Annotated in this window: 14 protein-coding genes; all 14 read left to right on the top strand. The window is 57.9% G+C overall.

Features of this window, described 5'->3' with window-relative positions:
• Positions 1-24: 24 nt before the first annotated feature.
• The 14 genes from B088_RS02870 (at position 25) to B088_RS02810 (ending at position 20,412) form a co-directional block, all read left to right on the top strand.
• The gene (locus B088_RS02870) at positions 25-3,357 is read left to right on the top strand and encodes a SusC/RagA family TonB-linked outer membrane protein (RefSeq protein ID WP_245546716.1); all 3,333 of its coding nucleotides are present in this window, start codon (positions 25-27) and stop codon (positions 3,355-3,357) included.
• 6 nt (positions 3,358-3,363) lie between these two features.
• Complete coding sequence (locus tag B088_RS02865; RefSeq protein ID WP_018106900.1) at positions 3,364-4,749, top strand: RagB/SusD family nutrient uptake outer membrane protein; 1,386 nt, start codon at positions 3,364-3,366, stop codon at positions 4,747-4,749.
• A gap of 141 nt (positions 4,750-4,890) precedes the next feature.
• Positions 4,891-5,058: a hypothetical protein gene (locus B088_RS08555; protein ID WP_018106899.1), complete on the top strand. Its 168-nt coding sequence runs from the start codon at positions 4,891-4,893 to the stop codon at positions 5,056-5,058.
• Positions 5,059-5,366: 308 nt separating this feature from the next.
• Positions 5,367-6,554: an AIR synthase-related protein gene (locus tag B088_RS02860; RefSeq protein ID WP_018106898.1), complete on the top strand. Its 1,188-nt coding sequence runs from the start codon at positions 5,367-5,369 to the stop codon at positions 6,552-6,554.
• Positions 6,551-7,636, top strand: coding sequence for a peptide chain release factor 1 (gene prfA, locus B088_RS02855; RefSeq protein WP_018106897.1), 1,086 nt, complete (start codon positions 6,551-6,553; stop codon positions 7,634-7,636). Before B088_RS02860 ends, prfA begins: the two co-directional genes overlap by 4 nt.
• Positions 7,637-7,774: 138 nt before the next feature.
• On the top strand, positions 7,775-8,830 hold the full coding sequence (gene pstS / locus B088_RS02850; RefSeq protein WP_018106896.1) for a phosphate ABC transporter substrate-binding protein PstS: 1,056 nt from the start codon (positions 7,775-7,777) through the stop codon (positions 8,828-8,830).
• Positions 8,827-9,696: a phosphate ABC transporter permease subunit PstC gene (gene pstC, locus B088_RS02845; RefSeq protein ID WP_018106895.1), complete on the top strand. Its 870-nt coding sequence runs from the start codon at positions 8,827-8,829 to the stop codon at positions 9,694-9,696. Before pstS ends, pstC begins: the two co-directional genes overlap by 4 nt.
• Positions 9,693-10,598 carry a phosphate ABC transporter permease PstA gene (pstA, locus tag B088_RS02840; RefSeq protein ID WP_018106894.1) on the top strand — a complete coding sequence of 302 codons (906 nt, stop codon included), beginning with the start codon at positions 9,693-9,695 and terminating at the stop codon, positions 10,596-10,598. The genes pstC and pstA overlap by 4 nt, the downstream gene beginning before the upstream one ends.
• Positions 10,599-10,619: 21 nt before the next feature.
• Entirely contained in the window at positions 10,620-11,486 is an 867-nt protein-coding gene (gene pstB / locus B088_RS02835) for a phosphate ABC transporter ATP-binding protein PstB (protein WP_018106893.1), read from the top strand.
• A 12-nt stretch (positions 11,487-11,498) separates the two neighbouring features.
• On the top strand, positions 11,499-12,182 hold the full coding sequence (locus B088_RS02830; RefSeq protein WP_018106892.1) for a phosphate signaling complex PhoU family protein: 684 nt from the start codon (positions 11,499-11,501) through the stop codon (positions 12,180-12,182).
• Positions 12,182-12,979 carry a two-component system response regulator PhoB gene (phoB, locus tag B088_RS02825; protein WP_018106891.1) on the top strand — a complete coding sequence of 266 codons (798 nt, stop codon included), beginning with the start codon at positions 12,182-12,184 and terminating at the stop codon, positions 12,977-12,979. The genes B088_RS02830 and phoB overlap by 1 nt, the downstream gene beginning before the upstream one ends.
• Positions 12,980-12,988: 9 nt before the next feature.
• Positions 12,989-14,737 (top strand): sensor histidine kinase, encoded by a 1,749-nt coding sequence (locus tag B088_RS02820; protein WP_018106890.1) that lies wholly within the window; start codon positions 12,989-12,991, stop codon positions 14,735-14,737.
• Between the two features lie 405 nt (positions 14,738-15,142).
• Positions 15,143-18,370, top strand: coding sequence for a SusC/RagA family TonB-linked outer membrane protein (locus B088_RS02815; protein ID WP_018106889.1), 3,228 nt, complete (start codon positions 15,143-15,145; stop codon positions 18,368-18,370).
• Between the two features lie 20 nt (positions 18,371-18,390).
• The gene (locus B088_RS02810) at positions 18,391-20,412 is read left to right on the top strand and encodes a RagB/SusD family nutrient uptake outer membrane protein (RefSeq protein ID WP_018106888.1); all 2,022 of its coding nucleotides are present in this window, start codon (positions 18,391-18,393) and stop codon (positions 20,410-20,412) included.
• Positions 20,413-20,501 lie beyond the last annotated feature (89 nt).

Raw genomic sequence — 20,501 nt, 5'->3', positions numbered from 1 at the left:
CTACGCCCTACAGTAAGACTGATTATGGAAATGAAACAAAGACTGATCCGCATCGCCCTAAGCATCATCCTGATGGTACTGTATGCGGTGAGCGTACAAGCACAGGACAATGTCCGAACCATACAAGGCCAGGTGACCGATGCGGGGACCGGAGAGTCATTGATCGGTGCCACTGTCTTCATCAATCCGGAGGATAGTGCCGGCAAGGGCTTTGAGCCGCAAGGCACCGTCACGGACTACGACGGCAACTACCTACTCAAGATACCCGTGGGTGTCAAGAGTGTCATCGTCAGCTACATCGGCTACGTCTCACAGACGATAGCCATCGAGCCCGGCAAAGGTGTCTACAATATCTCTCTCGAGGAGGATCGTGAGACACTTGACGAGCTGGTCGTGACCGGGTATCAGAAGATCGAGAAACGCAAGCTGACCTCGTCCGTCGAGACCATCAGTGCCGACAAGGTGACTCAGGTGGCTGTGCCGAGCGTCGACCAGATGCTCGCAGGGCAGATCGCCGGCGTGGTGGTGGACCCCTCATCCGGTGGTCCTGGATCTGCAGGCTCGATCCGCATACGTGGTACCGTCTCCCTCACGGGCAACTCTGAGCCGCTCTGGGTCTTAGACGGGATCCCGCTCAGCGGAGATCAGGTGCCGGGAGGAGTCGATGCTTCGCAAGACATCTCTGACCAGCTACACAACACATCCATCGCAGGACTCAATCCCTCCGACATCGAGAGTATCACGATCCTAAAGGACGCCGCTGCCACGGCCATCTACGGAGCACGAGCAGCCAATGGCGTCATCGTCATCACCTCCAAGCGAGGCAAGGAAGGCAAGATGGTGGTCAATTTCCGAGGTGACGTCTTTGCCACCCGGCGTCCCAATGCAGATCGGCTCAATCTCCTGACGGCAGACCAGAAGGTCGACCTCGAGCTCGGACTGCTGCGCAATCCTCTCCACACCTATCGCTCCGAGTATGGTGATGTGGCAAGGATCATCAAGGGGCATGGTCTGACTGAGGGCTACATTGCCCAGGGTCCGTCCGCCCTCACCCCGGAAGCCACTGCAGCGATCAACGCCCTTAGGGGCCGGGGCACTGACTGGTTTGCAGAGGTCTATGAGCCTACAGTCAATCAGCAGTACAGCCTCAGCCTGAGCGGCGGGTCCGACAAGACCAGGTATTACCTGTCCGCCGGCTATTATACCGAGGACGGCACTACCAAGGGGACCTCTTTTGATAGGTACAACCTCACCTCCAACATTGACTTTCGCCCCATAGAGTCGCTCACGTCGCGCCTGAGTCTTTTCCTCAATCAGACCGACCGCAGCACTTACCTGGCCAATGGTCAGTACTCCAATGCCCAAAATTACACCCGGCGTGTGAATCCCTACCGTAGACTATTGGATGAGGAGGGAGAGTACATCTACGACCCGGATGTGGTCAATGCGGAGGACAAGGTCATCCCATTCAACTACCGAGAGGAGCAGGAGAATACGCAGTACACCCTCAAGGGACAGTCCGTCAAGGCGGTGCTGGACCTGGAGTACCACCCTATCCAGTGGCTCAGGGTCACCACTCAGCTGGGACTACAGTTTGATAATAATGCCACGGAGCAATTTGGGGACGAGGACTCGTTCTACACCCGCCAATTCAAGGCCTCCAAGATCTATAAAAAGCAGACGGTGCTGCCGGATGGAGGTATCATCCAGAATTGGAACGATCGCTTCTTCCAGTACAACTGGAAAAATCAGCTCTTCCTCCACCACATATTTGCAGAGAAGCACGACCTCGACTTTATGGCGGGTGTAGAGCTGCGCCGTAATAGCTTCACCAACATTCGGACGAAGGGCTTTGGCTTCGACCCTGCGAGCCTTACCACCAAGCCTCTGATCCTCCCGGAGGACTATGGGGGCAAGAACGATGTCTCCCTACTCCCCTACCACAAGCAGTTTGTGGAGAATGCGTTCGTCTCCTTCTTCTCCACATTCAGCTACACCTACGATGACAGGTACACATTCTTCGGGAGCTTGCGTCTGGACGGCTCCAACCTCTTCGGAGTCGATCCTAAGTACCGGTACCTCCCTCTCTGGTCCGTCTCAGGCGCATGGAACGCCGGCGCAGAGGACTTTGCGAGAGATATCGACTGGCTCACCACACTTAAGGTAAGAGCCTCCTACGGACTTCAGGGCAATATTGACAAAGAGACGAGCCCGTTCGTGAAGGGAGAGTGGAAGACCACCTCCTTCTTCCCCAACATCAACGAGCCCCTGGTATCGGTCACCTCGCCACCCAATCAAAACCTCCGCTGGGAGAAGACCAGCACCACGAATGCAGGATTTGACCTCGGTCTATGGGATCGGATCAACATCTCATTCGACTGGTACTATAGGTTCTCCGACGACCTGATATCGATTAAGTCGATCCCTCTGGAGAATGGATTTAACTTCGTCAACCTCAATTGGGGTAAGGTATCCAATACGGGATGGGAGCTGGCGCTCAATACCACCAACATCTCCACTCGTGACTGGACCTGGACGACTGGTCTCAATATCTCCCGTAATAAGAGTAAGGTCCTCGCCTATAACGTGTCGGAAAATAGCTACCAGCCCTCGCTGGAGGGCTATCCGGTCAACGCCGCCTTTGCCATCCCTACCGCCGGGATCGACCCTGAGACCGGATTGATGCGATTTGCGACGAAGGAGGGCGGGACTGCTGGGTACACCGACTTCTATCACCTCTCCACCGGTATCTGGGGCGATGTGGTGACGGACCTCGACCACGCTCACTTCAGAGATCTTTATGAGTACATCGGCGACAGGGACCCGAAGTTTACCGGTGGTCTCTCGACGACGCTTCGCTACAAGCACTTTGACCTCTCACTCTTCAGCTCCTTCTTCATCGATAAGATTGCTCAGAGGCAGCCGCCCTACAATCCCACGAGAGTAGATCCCGGGGTCAATTACACCGCTGATATCTTCGAGGCTTGGAGCCCGGAGAATAAGGGCGGCACGCTACCAAAGATCCTTGGGAAAAAGGGCGATGACCTGTCCCCGGAGCAAAATCTCGCTACCGACTGGCTCAACTCCTACGATCCCGCCGGCACCTACTCAGCCTATGACATCTGGTTTAAGCACCTCAGCTACCTCCGTGTCACCAGTATTCGGCTCGGGTACACCCTCACCAAGGAGGCGATGGGAGACTGGCCCCTTGAGCGCGTGCGCTTTAACCTTGAGCTCAAGAACCCCTTTGTCTTCAGTACCGACTACACCGGCTACTTCGACCCCGAGAGCTACGGAAATATCTTTGCCCAGCCTGTGGCACAGACCATCTCTGCTGGTATCCAGGTCACACTCTAATCATCTATGACTGATATGAACAGCTACCACAAGACTTTACTCCCTGCGCTACTTACCGGTCTGATGACGCTTCTCCTCAGCGGATGCGATAAGTTCTTAGATATTGTCCCCAAGGGGCAGGTGATCCCCTCTACCACATCAGAATACCGAGCAACGCTCAATAATGGGTACAAGCAGGCACCCGGGTATATCCTCACCAATATGCGGGGCATTACCATAGATCCACAGCCGGATCCCTTCGGGATGGGGCTGGACGAGTATGAGAGCTACAAGACGATCTACAAGTGGGAGGACACTGATAATAACAGTGGACGCTCTGAGTCGTACCCCTACTACTCCTACTACAAGGGGATCTTCTTTGCCAACTCCATCCTCCTCGCTGATGCTGAGAAGGTGAGGGAGGACGACAGGCAAGACAGCTTCCGTCAGCTCCGAGCCGAGGCTCACGCGCTGCGAGCCTACTATTACTTTGAGCTGGCCAATCTGTATGGACCGGTCTGGTCTGATGCGACGAAGGACATCTCTGTCGTCCCTATCAATAATACGATCGATACCGAGCAGTCTTTCCCACCCGCCACACTGGAGCAGCTCTACGATCAGATCCTCGCCGATATCAACACTGCTAAGGAGGAGGTACAGGTGGATCGCTACAGTGACCCACGCTACCGCTACCGCTTCTCAGGCGAGGCGATCTATGCGCTCAGCTCTCGGATCCACCTCTACCGAGGAGAGTGGCGAGAGGCTCTTGATGACGCTGTCAAGGTCCTCAGTATAAGCGACAAGCTGGAGGACCTCCGCCACACCGGTGACAAGGCTTTGCTGCCTATGGACTATAGGTCAGAGGAGTGCATCATCAGCTTCACTCCGTCTATCAAGACGACCATCAGCTTCTCCCAGAAGCTCTCCGACCAGTTAGTCGAGCTCTACGAGGAGGGAGATCTCAGGATAGACAAGTACTTCCCCGTGGACGAGGGTTATGGCTACAGGCTACGCAAGGCTGTCGGCCAGACATACGACTGCACGATACGTCGCTCCGAGGTCTACCTGACGGCGGCTGAGTGCCTCTCTAAGCTGGGCGAGGACGAGAGATCTGCTGAGATGCTCACAACCCTGCTGAGCCAGCGGCTGTCACCGGAGGCTCTCCCTCAGGCCAAGGCCAAGTACTCTACCCTACATGGCGTAGAGATGGTCCGATACATTCTTGGTGAGCGTCTCAAGGAATTTGCTCAAGAGTGCGGACACGACTGGTACGACTTTAAGCGATCCGGTCAGCCGGAGCTTCGGAAGACGATCCATGGGGAGGAAGTGATCCTCAGGGATCATGACCCTCGCTACGTCATCCCCCTACCTGCTGAGGCGCGAGAGAACAACCCCTACCTGTCAGTAAAGTAGTCCTCCTCCGACATCATGGATACCTCTCAAGGATCGTCCTCCGCACCTACTTATCTGCTCCGCAGAGATAGTTCACGAGAAGAGCGGGCAAATGGCTAACTTTGCTGAGAACCTTAGTAACCAAGTAGAAATAAAACCATTATGAGAGCAAATGAGATCAGTAGCGGCCTCTGCCGCTTAGGCCGGTACATCGGCGACGAGTCCATGGAGGGAGGCTGCAAGGCCCTCGTCCTGATGGGCGCCCTGGGTGGGGCTGCCATTACCAGCATCGCCTTCATCATCGGAGGCGCACTAAGCGACAGGGACTAAGCTCCACGATAGACAGAGGGCGGTGATCGGTTCGTAGGACCGGTCACCGCCCTCTGTTTGCTTGGCCTCCGACACAGAAGCTCACATCATACTGATAGTCAGCAGGCCGCGATCGCCCATTTCTTTTACCGATATTAGTGTCAACTATTACCGGTATTAGTTTCGACTAATACCGACTATAGTTTTGCCTCATACCGGTATTAGTCTGAGAGGCGTCCGGATAAGATTTGAATTAACCCTCTAAAGAGTTACCTTTGTCGGAGAGTATGTCCTTCGCCCGAATGACAGTAAGAAGTAATACGGAAATCATGAGCACGACCAACGTCAATCCCAACGAACTCTACCGCCGCCGCGGCGTCTCTGCCGACAAGGAGGATGTCCACGCTGCGATCAAGAATATAGATAAGGGCCTCTTCCCACAGGCATTCTGCAAGATCATGCCCGACATCATGGGCGGTGACCCGGACTACTGCAACCTCATGCACGCCGATGGCGCCGGGACGAAGAGCTCTCTCGCCTACCTCTACTGGCGCGAGACGGGTGACCTATCCGTCTGGCGCGGCATCTCGCAGGACTCCATCGTGATGAATCTCGATGACCTACTCTGCGTCGGTGCCACACAGGGCCTGCTCCACTCCTCCACCATCGGGCGCAATAGCCGGCTCATCCCGGGTGAGGTGATCAGCGCGCTGATCAATGGCACGGACGAGCTCCTCGAGCAACTCCGGGACCTCGGCGTCGGGATCTACAATACCGGCGGAGAGACCGCCGACGTGGGCGACCTCGTCCGGACGGTGATTGTCGACAGTACCGTCTCCTGTCGCATGAGGCGCGAGGAGGTCATCGATGCCGCTCGCATCGCTGACGGTGACGTGATCGTGGGGCTCGCCTCTTTCGGACAGGCAACCTACGAGACGGAGTACAATGGGGGAATGGGGAGCAACGGACTCACCTCCGCCCGGCATGACGTCTTTGCCCATCACTATGCGGAAAAGTATCCTGAGTCCTACGACGACTGCCTGCCGGACGATGTGGTCTACGTCGGCTCGCACAGCTTGACCGATCGTGTGGAGGGACTCGACATCGACTATGGTCATCTGGTCCTCGCTCCTACCCGTACCTACGCTCCGGTGTTGGTGGAGCTGCTGCGTGAGCTTCGATCGGAGATCCACGGACTGATCCACTGCACCGGAGGAGCGCAGACCAAGGTGCTGCATTTTGTGAAGGGGAAAAAGATCATCAAGGACAACCTCTTCGACCTGCCCCCACTCTTTGACACCATCCTCCGCGACGGCAAGACGCCCGCGAAGGAGATGTACAAGGTCTTCAACATGGGTCACCGCATGGAGGTTTACCTCCCCGAGCAGTACGCTGCCGAGGTGATCGACATAGCCCGCCACTTCGACATCGACGCACAGGTCATCGGACGGGTCGAGGAGGCTGACGAGAGCGAGGTGGTGATCGAGAGTAGTCTCGGCAGTTTCGAGTACCAATGATGGGTCTGGCGGAGCAATTGGCTCCCCTGCGGGCGAAGTTTCGCGAGGTGACCATCCGGATGACCGACCCAGAGGTGATCAGCGATCAGAAGCTCTTCCGCAAGCTGAGCTTAGAGTACAAGGACCTAAAGGAGATCGACGATAAGGCGGAGCAGTACGAGTCACTCCTCCACCAGCGAGATGAGGACGAGAAGCTCATCGCTGCCGGAGAGGATGCGGAGCTGACCGACCTGGCGAGGGAGGATCTGCAGACGATCGAGGAACAGCTGCCGGAGCTGGAGCAGGAGCTGAGGATGCTCCTGCTACCCAAGGACGAGGACGACTCCCGCGACGTGATCATGGAGATCCGCGCCGGCACGGGGGGCGACGAGGCGGCACTCTTTGCGGGGGATCTCTTCAAGATGTACCAGAAGTACTGCGCCGAGCAGGGGTGGAGCTGCCACGTCACATCGATGAACGAGGGGACGATGGGCGGCTTCAAGTCGATCATCTTTACCGTAGAGGGGGAGAAGGTCTACAGCCGACTCAAGTACGAGAGCGGCGTTCACCGCGTGCAGCGTGTCCCGGTGACCGAGTCGCAGGGGCGGATACAGACCTCCGCCGCTACGGTCGCCGTGCTGCCACAGGCAGATGAGGTGGATGTGGAGCTGAGGAGCGAGGACATACGCACTGACATCTTCTGCGCCTCTGGTCCCGGTGGTCAGGGGGTCAATACCACCTACTCCGCCGTTCGGCTGACGCACATCCCGACCGGCATCGTCGTGCAGTCGCAGGACGAGCGATCCCAGCGGCAAAATATGGCGAAGGCGATGGAGGAGCTACGCACCCGCATCTACAATCAGGAGCGGGAGCGACAGGAGGCGGAGCGCGCCTCCGAGCGGCGCTCTCTCATCTCCACCGGCGATCGGTCGGAGAAGATCCGGACCTACAACTTCCCGCAGAGCCGCGTCACCGACCACCGCATCGGGCTCTCGATCCACGACATCGACAGTGTGCTCGATGGCGGGATCGCTCCTTTCATAGATGCTCTCACCACGGAGGACAACCTCGAGCGCATGCAGGGCAGCACTGATCCCGCCTAGCGTACTTGTCCGACTCGTCCGACTTATCCGACTCGTCCGATCCACCTTGTAACAACAATGTCACACCGCCGTAACAGCAAGGTATAACCACCTGAGTACCTTTGCCACAAAGAGACAGATACTCATTCATTCTATATTGTGGCAAAGCAATTTCTGATCTACTCCTTGCTGGGTCTGGTGCTCCTTCCGTGGCTGAGTGGCTGCGCCGGGACGAAGACCCTGAGCGGCGCCGGGGCGACTTTCCCTGCCCCCTTCTACATCGAGGTGGCGAAGCAGTATGGCGACGCGGAGGGCATCCATGTGAGCTACGGCGGTGTCGGCAGCGGCGCCGGTCAGCGAAATCTGGCTGAGACGACGGTCGACTTCGGCGGCACCGACGAGTTCCTCTCCGATGAGAAGATCGCCAAGGCCATGCCTATGCCGATCATCCATATCCCCACCTGCATCGGCGGCATCGTCATCGCCTACAACCTCGAGGGCATCGAGGAGCTTCGGCTCACGCCCGAGGTGATCTCGGGGATCTACACCGGACGGATCACAGAGTGGGACGACCCGGCGATCCGGGAGCTCAATCCCGACGTCACCCTGCCCGACCAGAGAGTGATCCCGATCTACCGTACGGACGGGAGTGGTACCACTTTTGTCTTCTCGAGCTACATGAGCAAGGTCGACTCGGTGTGGCGCGAGGAGCTGGGCGCTGCCAAGACGCTGGACATCAAGGTGGGCAATGCCGCCAAGGGCAATCCCGGTGTCGCCGGCGTGATCTCCTCCACCCCCGGTGCGATCGGCTACATCGGCTCGGAGTACTCCATGGCTCTCGGCATCCCCGCAGCAGCGATCCGCAACCGCTCGGGACACTTCATCGCCCCCACGATGGAGAGCATCTCGCTGTCGGCCAACCTGAGCGACTTCCCCGACGACACGCGGGTGATGATCGCCGATAGCCCCGACCCCGATGCATACCCCATCAGCACGATGACCTGGCTCATCGTCTACAAGGAGCAGAGCTACGGCCACCGAAGCCTCGAGAGTGCCCGGCTGCTGCAGGACTTCCTCTACTACATCGTCGGCGAGGAGACCCACGAGGCGGCACGCAAGACCCACTACGCCTCCCTCCCGCCCCTTGCCCTCGAGAAGGCGAGAGCCGTCATCGCCTCCATGACCTACCAGGGTAAGCCCCTGAGCGAACCATGAAAAAAGACCGTTTCTTCAACGCCCTGCTGACGATCGTCGGCATCGGATTCATCCTCCTGACTGCCGCAATCGTCTACACGCTCGCCTCGATGAGCGGTCCTGCGGTGAGCCACTTCGGCTTCTTCGACTTCCTCTCCGGCAGCGAGTGGAGCGACAAGACGCAGAACTACGGTGCCTGGCCCTTCATCGTCGGTACGCTGGAGACCTCGCTCCTGGCACTGCTGCTCTGTGTCCCCTTCTCCCTCGCCGTGGCGCTCTTCTCGGGCGAGTACTTTAGGGGAAAGAAGATTGCCGCCGTCGTCAGCGCTGTCGTGGATATGCTGGCGGGGATCCCCTCGATCGTCTATGGTCTCTGGGGTTTCTACACCATCCGTCACCTGATGATCGTCTGGGGCTGGAGCGGGCAAGGCTTCGGCGTCATCCTTGCCTCGATCGTCCTCGCGATCATGATCATACCCTACGCCTCGTCGCTGTCGAGCGAATTCATCTCGATGGTGCCTGGGGAGCTAAAGGAGGCCGCTTACGGTCTCGGGGCTACCCGCTTCGAGGTGATCAGGAGCGTCTCCCTACCCGGGGCCGCATCGGGTATCTTTGCCGCCTACACCCTCGCCTTCGGTCGCGCCCTCGGTGAGACGATGGCGGTGACCATGCTGATCGGTAATACGAGTAACATCCCCTTCACCATGAGTGAGAGCGGCGACCTGATCGAGACCGGCAATACAATGGCGTCGGTGATTGCCAACCAATTTGGCGAAGCGACGGGGCTCAAGCTCAGTGCCCTCTTCGCCATCGGCCTGATCCTCTTCCTCATCACGGCGCTGATCAATTGCGCCGCCAAGATCATCATCTCCAGACTTAAGCCATGAGTAACAACAGCTCCCTTGAGACTTACTCCCTGAGAACCACGCACCAGCAGCGCCGCCGTGTCACCAGCAGGGTCGTCTTCGCTCTCGTCTGTATTCTCAGTCTCGCCACAGCGATCCCGCTCCTGGCGATCCTCATCGAACTGATCACCAAGGGCTGGCATCAGCTCAATCTCGACTTCTTCACCCGCGTCGTCCCCTCGTCTATCGAGGCGATGCTGGCCAAGCAGAGCGGTCAGCCGATCCCGGGAGGTATCCTCAATGGCATCGTCGGCACCCTCATCATGGTCGGTCTCGCCTCGCTCATCTCGATCCCCTTCGGTCTCCTCGGCGGCATCTACCTCCACATCAATAGAGGAAAGAAGATGGCGGTCCTCGTCCGCACGCTTGCCGATATCCTCCAGGGCGTGCCGTCGATCATCTGCGGCATCCTCGTCTATATGTGGGTGGTGCGCGCCATGCACAGCTACAGCGCCGTCGCCGGTGCGGTCGCCCTCGCACTGATGATGATCCCGATGATCACCCGTAGCACCGAGGAGGCGCTCAATATGCTCCCAGGCTCCCTCCTCGAGTCGGGTCTCGCCCTCGGCAGCTCCTACACCTCCGTCATGCTCCACGTGCTGCTCCCCTCCGCCATCGGAGCGATCATCACCGGGATCCTCCTCTCCATCTCCCGCGTGATGGGCGAGACGGCACCGCTGATGGTCACCGCTCTCGGCGCCACGTATGTCAATCTCGACGTCACCAGCCCCACCTCCGCCGTGAGCCTGTTGATCTGGGAGTTTTACAACGACCCCAACCTCGTCGACCTGATCTGGTCCACCGCCCTCTTCCTCCTGATCCTCATTCTTGCTCTCAATCTCGCTGCCAAGACCATTGCTGCGAAGCGGGGCGTCAAGAGATAATCGAATAAATCTTAGATTTGTATGTCCACTACCACCAATAGCTCCACGAAGGTCATGAGACAGCCCGGGAGTCAGATCCCCATAGCCGACAAGATCCTCTCGACTCATCAGTCGAGCCGGGAGGAGGATCTCACGCCGATCATCGAGGTTCGCGATCTCTCCGTCTCCTACACGCCGGAGAAGCGGGCGATCAAGAGCATCAATTGCTCCTTCTACGAGCATCTCGTCACCGCCGTCATGGGTCCCAGCGGATGCGGTAAGAGTACCCTCCTCCGGGCGATCAACCGCATGCACGACCTCTATCCCGAGATCCGTACCGAGGGACAGATCCTACTCCACGACCGCGACCTGATGCAGATAAGCCCCATGGAGGCAAGGCGAATGGTGGGGATGGTCTTCCAGCGACCCAACCCCTTCCCCACCATGTCCATCGCGGAGAATGTCCTCGCCGGGTATAAGCTCAACGGCATCCACCTCTCCAAGGAAGAGCGTGAGGAGGTGGTCCAGACCTCCCTCGAGAGCGTCGGACTCTGGGAGGAAGTAAAGGATGTGACAAACCAGAGAGGCTCCTTCCTCTCCGGCGGACAGCAGCAGAGGCTCTGCATCGCGCGCGCCCTCGCCCTCCGGCCCGAGGTGCTGCTGATGGACGAGCCCACCTCTGCCCTCGACCCCATATCCACCAATACCATCGAGGAACTGATCCTCGAGCTCAAGGAGCACTACAGCATCATCATCGTGACGCACAATATGGGTCAGGCGGCTCGCATCTCCGACAAGTCCGCCTTCATGTACCTCGGTGAGCTGATCGAGTACGACGACACGCAGAAGATGTTCACCACCCCGAGCGACAAGCGCACGGAGGACTACCTCACCGGAGTATTTAGCTAAGCACCACACACCATGAGTACCAGTATCATCAAGGACCGAAAGCTCGAGATCGTCCACAGCCAGTACGAGCTTATCTCTAAGGTCACCCTCCTCCAGCTGGCCATCCTGCGGAAGCTCTTTGCCGGTCCCTTCGACGAGGAGCTCTTCGAGGAAGCGGACACCAATGAGCACGTCATCGACCGGCTCGAGATCCGCATCCGCGAGGAGGTGGCGTACACCATATACATGTTTGCCCCCAAGGCGGAGGACCTCCGGCGCATCATCGCCTACCCCGACCTCACCACCAATCTGGAGCGCGTCGGTGATATGGTGATGAATGGCGTCTATATCGCCCGCGACCTCGACTTCACCTCCGACTTCATGCACGAGTACGCCCGGCGGCTGCTGCAGATGCTCGACGACACGACCGAGATGATCCGGTCGGCGATCATCTCCTTCTCCACCATGGACACCGAAGTGGCGCATCAGGTGATCGATGCGGACGACAATATCGACCGCCAGCAGCGCGAGATCATCCAGCTAATCACCGCCGAGGGCGCCGACCGGGTACACAGCGAGGCGGAGATCCTTGCCCTCCTGCAGATCCACACCGTGGCGCATAATCTCGAGCGTATCGGCGACTCCGCCACCAACCTCGCCGAGTCGACCATTTACTTAGTCGAGGGAACCGACGTACGACACGAGTTTGAGGAGTGATGAAGAAAGACGAAAGCCCCTTCTCCCAGACCGACAGCCCGGCACGGATTCTCATCGTCGATGACGAGGACGACATCTGCGAGATCGTCGCCTTTCACCTCGAGCGGATAGGTCTCCGGACCACCTCCGCCTCAAGTGCCGAGGAGGCGCTTCGGCTCATGCAGGCAGAGGACGACCCCCACTACTTCAGCCTCATCGTCCTCGACGTGATGATGGAGGGGATGTCCGGCTTCGAGATGGCTGAGGAGCTCCGCAGCGAGGGGTGCGAAATCCCCATCATCTTCCTCACCGCCAAGAGTGCTGAGGACGATCTGCTACACGGCTTCACCGTCGGCGGAGACGACTACCTTACCAAGCCCTTCTCCGTCAAGGAGCTCGTCGCTCGCGTCAAGAGCGTCCTCCACCGCACCACTGCGGCAGACCATGAGCCGGTCGATAGTGACCGGATCGAGGTGGGTCCACTCGTCATCGACAAGATCGCCATGACCGTCTCCGACGGCAGCCACCACTTCGATGTCACCAAGACGGAGTACGACCTCCTGCGGATGCTTGCCGCCGCCCCGGGACGGACCTTTACCCGGCACGAGATCCTCGACCGCGTCTGGAGCCGCGAGAGCTTAGTCCTCGACCGAACGGTGGATGTGCATATCGCCCGTCTCCGGAAGAAGCTCGGCAAGTACGGCACCATGCTCTACAATCGTGTCGGCTTCGGCTACGGTCTCCGACCGATGACCATGGACGAGATCAATGCCGAGAGCGAAGGAGATGCCGGGGTGGAGCAGCAATCCAGGCGATAGCGACACACCATGAGAGGCTCCACATCCCTTTCCTCAAAGAGGAGCTACGGGCTCCACTTCGGCCTCACTCTCCTCTGTCTCTCCATCACCCTCCTCTGCTGGAGTAAGTACAGAGATGCCCGCGACGAGGAGCAGCAGCACTTCAGGGAGAGCAGCAACACTCTCGCCACCTACGCTGATCTCATAGCGCAGAGCCACGACACACTTCCCCTCGACAACCTCTTTTCTCTCCTCCCCGACGACATCGAGGCAGAGCTGATCGACCCCGATCTCCGTGTCACCGCAGCCACTGACACCATGAGGGTGGGTACGCAGCGCTCCCTCTCCGAGGACCCCGAGCTGAGGCTCGCCTACTACAATCACAGCGGCGACCACCTCAGCACCGCCGAGGAAAGCGACACTGCGGACGGGCAGCTCCACTATGCCCTCTACTGCGACGGACACTACATCCACCTGACCCGACCCTACCGGGAGCAGCCGGCGACCGACCGCAAGACGCTCTGGCTCGCCTGCCTCCTCCCCTCACTCCTGATCCTCCTCGGCATGCTGTTCGGCACTTACCTCAGCCTCCGATCGACCGACCGCTCCGTCAGCGGGCTGCGACGGCTCACCGGCGCCCTCCGTCGTGGAGAGCACCCTGAGGGCACCCTCTTTGCCGACGATGACCTCGGCACCCTCGGAGAGGAGCTGCGACAGCTCTTTAGTAAAAGTGAGGAAAAAGTGCAGCGCACGGAGGAGATGCGGCAGCACCTGATCGCCCTCTTTGACCTCTCCAAGATCGGCATCGCTCTCTTCGACAGCAACGGCACGACCCTCTTCGCCAATACCCACTTCATCCAGTTTGCCAGCATGATCTCCTCCCGAGCCCTACCGCTCGAGAGCCTGTCCGAACTACTGACCGAGGAGAGCATGCAACCGATCGGCGACTTCATCAGCTCCGCACCCGGAGGCGAGGAGCGGAGCCGCAGAGCGATGATCCCCTCAGGGAGCCACATCTTTGAGGTAAAAGCGTTCCGCTCCGCAGCCGAGACCTTTGACCTCACGATCGAGGACGTCACCGTATCTGTCCAGACAGCGCAGCTCAAGCGCGAGATGACTAGCAACATCACCCACGAGATCCGCACGCCGCTCACCTCCATACGGGGCTACCTGGAGACACTGCGCTACAGCGACCTCTCGCCGGAGCAGCAGGCCGCCTTCACCGACAAGGCCTACCGCCAGGCAGAGCGGCTCAGCGCAATGATGGACGACATACGCCTCATCAGCCAGATGGACGAACGGGAGGCCGAGGAATACCGTATGGAAGAGCTCGACCTCGGTCTCGCCGTCGAGGAGGCGCGCATCGCCTTCGCCGACCGCATAGAGCAGAGTGGAGACCGATTCGTCAATGAGATCCCCGACGGGCTCACCATCCACGCCAATAACTCCCTCATCCACTCCGTCTTCCAGAACCTGATCGAGAACTCCCTCCGCTACGCCGGCGAAGGGGTCACCCTCTGCTTCTCCTGCTACCACCGGGACGACGAGTACGTCTACCTCTCCTACTACGACACCGGGCGAGGGGTACCGGAGGAAAAGCTGAGCCGCATCTTCGAGCGCTTCTACCGCATCGACTCCGGCCGCACGCGTGACAGAGGCGGCTCCGGACTGGGACTCAGTATTGTGCGAAATGCGATCCGCCTCCACGGAGGACAGATCCAGGCGCGGAGGCACTGCCCCGAGGGCGGTCTCGAGTTCCTCTACACCCTCCACAAGTAACCCACCCCACCCCGCCGATAGAGCGGCAAGCAGACGAGGGTCAAGAGACCCCCTCAGACTAATACCGGTATTAGAGAAAACTATTATCGGTATTAGTCGACACTATTATCGGTAATAGATAAGTCTAATACCGATAAAAGATTTTGCCGACAGAAACAGCACACCGGAGCCAAGGCACTCAAGCCTTTGCCCCAATAGGATAGCACCCTCTGACACGCTGGTCCTAACGGTGATTCATAAAACCATCGCAAAAGATTTAATAATTGCTTATCTTTGCTACGTGAGCAGGGGGTATAGCATGACTCCTCTACCCCGCTCCTTGAGAGTTACGCATGAGCGACGATCACGCCGGCATAGGCGCCGAAGCTCTTGACCACAAACCATATTTTAATCATAAGTAACAGCATGAATGTCATCAGATCACTAAGGCTGGCAAGCATTGCCTCGCTGCTGGTCTTACTCTTCACCACTGTTGCCCAGGCCCAGACGGTCACCGTCACCGGTACCGTCAAGGACACCACAGGGGAGCCGGTCATCGGCGCCACCGTGGCAGTCGTCGGCGTCCCCGGTAAGGGAGCGTCCGCTGACCTGGACGGCAACTTCACCATCCCTGAGGTGCCCGCAGATGCGACGCTGCGTGTCTCCTTCGTCGGCATGAAGACTCAGGAGATCGCCCTGCAGGGACGCACGCACATCGACATCGTCCTCCATGAGGACTCCGAGCTCCTCGATGAGGTCGTCGTCGTCGGCTACGGTACCCAGAAGAAAGCCAACCTCACCGGTGCCGTCTCGCAGATCGACAGTAAGGTCTTGGAGGCACGTCCAGTGCAGAACGTCGGTCAAGCGCTGCAGGGTGTCGTACCGGGACTAAACTTCAACGTCACCAACAGCGGTGGCGCCCTCGACAGCCGGATGGCACTCAACATACGTGGAACCGGTACCATCGGCAAGGGATCATCGTCCGCACCACTGGTACTGATCGATGGATCTGAGGGAGACATCTACTCCCTTGCACCCAATGACATCGAGAGCATCTCCGTACTAAAGGATGCCTCTGCCAGTGCGATCTACGGGTCTCGCGCCGCCTTCGGTGTGATCCTTGTCACCACCAAGAGCGGTAAGGAGGGTAAGGCACGGATCAGCTACAACGGCAACGTCCGCTTTGCCACCGCGACGCAGATCCCGGAGATGATGGACTCGTACGAATTTGCCCGCTACTGGAATGCCGCAGCGCGCAATAAGGGCGATCAGCTCCCCTTTGACGACAATAAGATCCGCCTGATCAAAGGTTACCAGGCCGGCATTCTGACAGGAGAAGAGGCTTGGGGGACTGTCTGGAGGGGCTACAATGCCAATGAGCCCTGGGGAATGTACACTGACGGCTGGGCCAATACAGACTGGTTTGCCGAGATGTACAAGAAGAATGTCCCGTCACAGGAGCATAATATCTCTGTCAGTGGTGGATCTGACAAGATCAAGTACTACGTCAGCTCGGCTATTCTCGACCAGCGTGGACTGATCAGGCATGGTAAGGATGAGTTCCGCCGATATAACCTGAGCGGTAAGATCACTGCCGACCTCACCTCGTGGCTGCGCCTCACCTACAACAACAAGTGGTCCCGCGAGGACTATGAGCGTCCCTCGTATCTGACCGGACTCTTCTTCCACAACATTGCACGTCGCTGGCCAACAAACATTGTCTATGACCCCAACGGTCACTATGCCTTCGGGACCGAGATCCTGCAGATGCGTGACGGAGGACTGGATCGCAAGCAGACCGACCGACTCAATCAGCAGGTGACGCTCGAGATCATGCCGCTTGAGGGCTGGGTCATCCGTGCTGAGGGTAACTACAATACCCTCAACGCACAGAATCACTGGGACGTACTCCCGATCTACTACTACGACCCGGATCAGAATCCTGTCGCCGCCGCATGGAGTGGAGACTACTCTCCCGGGAAGTCTCGTGTGAGCGAGAGCTTCGACAAGAATAATTACTTCAATGGGCGCTTCTACTCCGAGTATGCCAAGATCTTCGATGAGAAGCATGACTTCAAGGTGGTAGCCGGTCTCGATATGGAGGCCAATGAGCGGAAGTACCTCTCTGCCTGGCGTGATGACCTGATCACCCCCGATGTCCCGACCATCAATACCGCCACTCATAAAGACACCCATCCCGGATATGGTAACAACCACTGGTCCACCATGGGTGCTTTTGCTCGTGTCAATTATGCCTACGACGGCCGCTACCTCGTAGAGGCATCCATCCGTCGCGACGGCTCCTCCCGCTTCATCGGTGACAAGACCTGGGCTACTTTCCCCTCCTTCTCTCTCGGATGGAATATCGCTCAGGAGGAGTTCTTCGAGCCACTCAACGACTACGTCGGCATGCTGAAGCTCCGTGGCTCGTGGGGTACGCTCGGCAACACCCGCATCGATGCGCTCTACCCATGGTTCCTCTCCCAGCCGGTGGGCTCTAAGAACTCTCGCTGGCTGATTGATGGGGAGCGGCAGAACACCTCCTCCATGCCGGGACTGGTCTCTCCGGATCTGACATGGGAGACCGTTAAGTCATGGAATATCGGAGTGGACTTCGGGCTCTTCAATAATCGCCTGCAGGGATACTTCGACTACTTCGTCCGCACGACGGAGAATATGGTCGGTCCCGCTCCCTCCAAGCCCTCCATCCTCGGTGCAGATCAGCCCCCGCTTAATAATAGCGATATGCGCTCACAGGGATGGGACTTAGAGATCAGCTGGCGTGACAGCTATGCAGACTTCCGTTATGGCGTGAAGCTCGTCCTCTCGGACGATACCCAGACCGTCACCCGCTACTACAACCCCACCGGCAACATCTATGACTGGTACGAGGGCAAGAAGATGGGCGAGATCTGGGGCTACCAGTCCGTAGGCATCGCGAAGACTGATGAAGAGATGGCCAATCACCTCAAGGACAATAAGCCCTCCTGGGGTAGCAACTGGGCAGCCGGCGACGTGATGTATAAGAACATCATCGACCGGGTAGATGATAAGGGGAACCAACTTGACAAGGGCGAAGTCAATGGTGGTCGCGGAACGCTGGATGACCACGGAGACCTCTCCATCATCGGTAACAGCTCTCCCCGCTACCGCTTCGGTATCACTCTTGACGGTGCGTGGAAGGGGCTTGATGCATCCATCTTCCTCCAGGGTATCGGTAAGCGTGACTTCTGGGACAACAGCCCCTACAGCACCGGTGCCAACCATGGTATGTGGCAGGCCGCAGGCTTCAAGGAGCACCTCGACTTCTTCCGTCCGGAGGGAGACAAGGACTTCGGAGCCAATCTGGATGCCTTCTACCCCCGTCCACTCTTCGATCAAGGAGGTAAGAACTTCTATACCCAGACCCGGTATCTCCAGAATGCCGCCTACATGCGCATCAAGAACCTCCAGATCGGCTATACCCTCCCTGCTGAGTGGACCAGTCAGCTGGGCGTCTCCAGAGCGAGAATCTACTTCTCAGGGGACAATCTCTACACCTTCACTCAGATGAATAAGATCTTTGACCCCGAGGCAACCGGTGGTGACTGGGGCCCGGGTAAGATCTATCCGCTGGCGCGCACGATCTCAGTCGGACTCAATCTGAATCTCTAACACCCAGTGAACAAGAAATCATGAAAAAGACAACTATATATCAGGGGCTTAGAGCACTCACCGCAGCCTTGGCGATAGGAGCCGTGACCACTTCTTGCGACTTTCTCAATAAGGGGCCACTGGATCAGATCAGTCCCGACACCTACTACAGTACCGCTGAGCAGCTCTCCAGCTTCACGATCGATTACTACTCTACCGTATTCCCCGGACTGGGAGGATACAATGGTGGAAAGGCCACTTGGGACAACGGCACAGACAATCAGGCAGCCACTGGGGGAAACCTCGGTATGTTCACGCTCGATCGATGGAAAGTGCCAAGCACCGGAGGCATCGGCTTCGAAGCGATCCGTGATGTCAATATGTTCATCAATGAGAACGAGGCTCGCCACAAGGAAGGTAAGATCTCCGGCAGACCTGAGGATATCAATCAAGCAATCGGTGAGGCGTATGCCATCCGTGGTATGCTCTACTACGACAAGCTGGTCGCCTTTGGAGACTTCCCTATTGCTGACAAGGTACTCAATGTCGATGAGGATCTCGCCAGTGAGAGTAAGCGTATGCCCCGAAACGAGGTAGCTCGACATATCCTCAAGGATCTCGACAAGGCCATCGAGCTGCTTCCCGAGAAGACGCCCCGCAATCAGCGTCTCTCCAAGAGATCTGTACTGGCTCTGAAGTCTCGCGTGGCTCTCTTCGAGGGAACCTTCGAGCTCTACCACAGAGGCTCCGGTCGTGTCCCCGGGGATGCCACTTGGCCCGGTAAGGACAAGGAGTGGAATAAGGGGAAGACCTTTGACCAGACGGGCGAGGTGGACTTCTTCCTCTCCCAGGCCATGGACGCCGCCAAGAAGGTCGGCGATGCCGTCTCTCTACAGACGGAGAATACCCACATCATGAATCCTACAGACCCGAAGGCTTACTCCGGGTGGAACCCCTATTACGATATGTACGCCAGCCCCGATCTGAGTGTCTATCCTGAGATCCTCTTCTGGGAGGAGTTTGGAGAGTCTGCTAATAAGCTGCACTTCACCAGCCACTACCTGGCACGAGGATTCAACTCCGGCTGGACCCGCGGTCTCGTAGAGTCCTTCCTGATGGACAACGGACTTCCCATCTATGCGCCTGCATCAGGCTACAAGGGGGACAAGACGATCAGCATGGTCAAGACTGATCGCGACGAGCGTCTCCAGCTCTTTATGTACGATGAGAAGTCAAAGGTCAATGACATCAAGAAGGGCGGTATGAAGGACTTTGGCGCACCTGAGATCATCGTGATCGAGGAGAATAGAGACGTGACAGGTTACCGCCAGAGGAAGTTCTGTAGCTACGACCCGGCTAAGGGCATCGGCACCGCCCCCAGCGATGACTGCGGACTGATCCACGTCCGTGTCGAAGAGGCGTACCTCAATTATATCGAGGCATCGTACCTTAAGAATCACACCATCGATGCCACCGCACGCAAGTACTGGGATGCTCTCCGCAAGCGCGCCGGCATCACTGCGCCTATCGAGACCACTATCGCTGCCACAGATATGTCCTACGAGGCCGATCTCAATCGGTCCTCCTACGACTGGGGGGCATTCTCTGCCGGACAGCCGATCGATGCTACCCTCTACTCGATCCGTCGCGAGCGTCGCTGCGAGCTGGCAGGCGAGGGCTTCCGTATGGAGGACCTCAAGCGCTGGAGAGCTATGGATCAGGTAAAGAACTACCACATCGAGGGCATCAATCTCTGGGACGAGATCTATAAGAGCAAGAAATATGTCGATGAGAAGACCGGTGAGAGCCAGATCGAGGGTAAGTACTCCGATGGTGGTGAGGACTCCAAGGTCTCCTCGAGAGAGGTATCTAAGTACCTCCGTCCCTACCAGATCCGCACGAAGTACGATCTCTATGGGGGCTACACATTCTACGAGGGACACTATCTGAGTCCCTTCTCCATTGCGGAGATGCAGCTCTGTAGCCCAGATAACAAAGCGGAGAACAGCTATCTCTATCAAAACATCTACTGGCCTACCGGGACAGGCCATGTGACGAAGTAATCCCACTTCACACTGCATTCTTCAGTGAGGGCGCACATCGGCGTACGATGTGCGCCCTCACCCTTTCCTCCCCAAGCGGTCAATAGCAC

It is taken from the genome of Porphyromonas bennonis DSM 23058 = JCM 16335 (assembly GCF_000375645.1).
In the GTDB taxonomy this organism is placed as follows: domain Bacteria; phylum Bacteroidota; class Bacteroidia; order Bacteroidales; family Porphyromonadaceae; genus Porphyromonas_A; species Porphyromonas_A bennonis.
The sequence above is the reverse complement of the archived record's forward strand: the minus strand, read 5'-3'. Positions and strand labels throughout refer to the sequence as shown.

Excerpts from the sequence above, each read along its gene's own strand:
- pstC (WP_018106895.1), top strand. The coding sequence starts at position 8,827 with ATGAAAAAAGACCGTTTCTTCAACGCCCTGCTGACGATCGTCGGCATC.
- phoB (WP_018106891.1), top strand. The coding sequence starts at position 12,182 with ATGAAGAAAGACGAAAGCCCCTTCTCCCAGACCGACAGCCCGGCACGG.
- B088_RS02820 (WP_018106890.1), top strand. The coding sequence starts at position 12,989 with ATGAGAGGCTCCACATCCCTTTCCTCAAAGAGGAGCTACGGGCTCCAC.
- B088_RS02810 (WP_018106888.1), top strand. The coding sequence starts at position 18,391 with ATGAAAAAGACAACTATATATCAGGGGCTTAGAGCACTCACCGCAGCC.
- B088_RS08555 (WP_018106899.1), top strand. The coding sequence starts at position 4,891 with ATGAGAGCAAATGAGATCAGTAGCGGCCTCTGCCGCTTAGGCCGGTAC.
- B088_RS02815 (WP_018106889.1), top strand. The coding sequence starts at position 15,143 with ATGAATGTCATCAGATCACTAAGGCTGGCAAGCATTGCCTCGCTGCTG.
- B088_RS02860 (WP_018106898.1), top strand. The coding sequence starts at position 5,367 with ATGAGCACGACCAACGTCAATCCCAACGAACTCTACCGCCGCCGCGGC.
- pstA (WP_018106894.1), top strand. The coding sequence starts at position 9,693 with ATGAGTAACAACAGCTCCCTTGAGACTTACTCCCTGAGAACCACGCAC.
- B088_RS02865 (WP_018106900.1), top strand. The coding sequence starts at position 3,364 with ATGACTGATATGAACAGCTACCACAAGACTTTACTCCCTGCGCTACTT.
- prfA (WP_018106897.1), top strand. The coding sequence starts at position 6,551 with ATGATGGGTCTGGCGGAGCAATTGGCTCCCCTGCGGGCGAAGTTTCGC.
- B088_RS02870 (WP_245546716.1), top strand. The coding sequence starts at position 25 with ATGGAAATGAAACAAAGACTGATCCGCATCGCCCTAAGCATCATCCTG.
- B088_RS02830 (WP_018106892.1), top strand. The coding sequence starts at position 11,499 with ATGAGTACCAGTATCATCAAGGACCGAAAGCTCGAGATCGTCCACAGC.
- pstB (WP_018106893.1), top strand. The coding sequence starts at position 10,620 with ATGTCCACTACCACCAATAGCTCCACGAAGGTCATGAGACAGCCCGGG.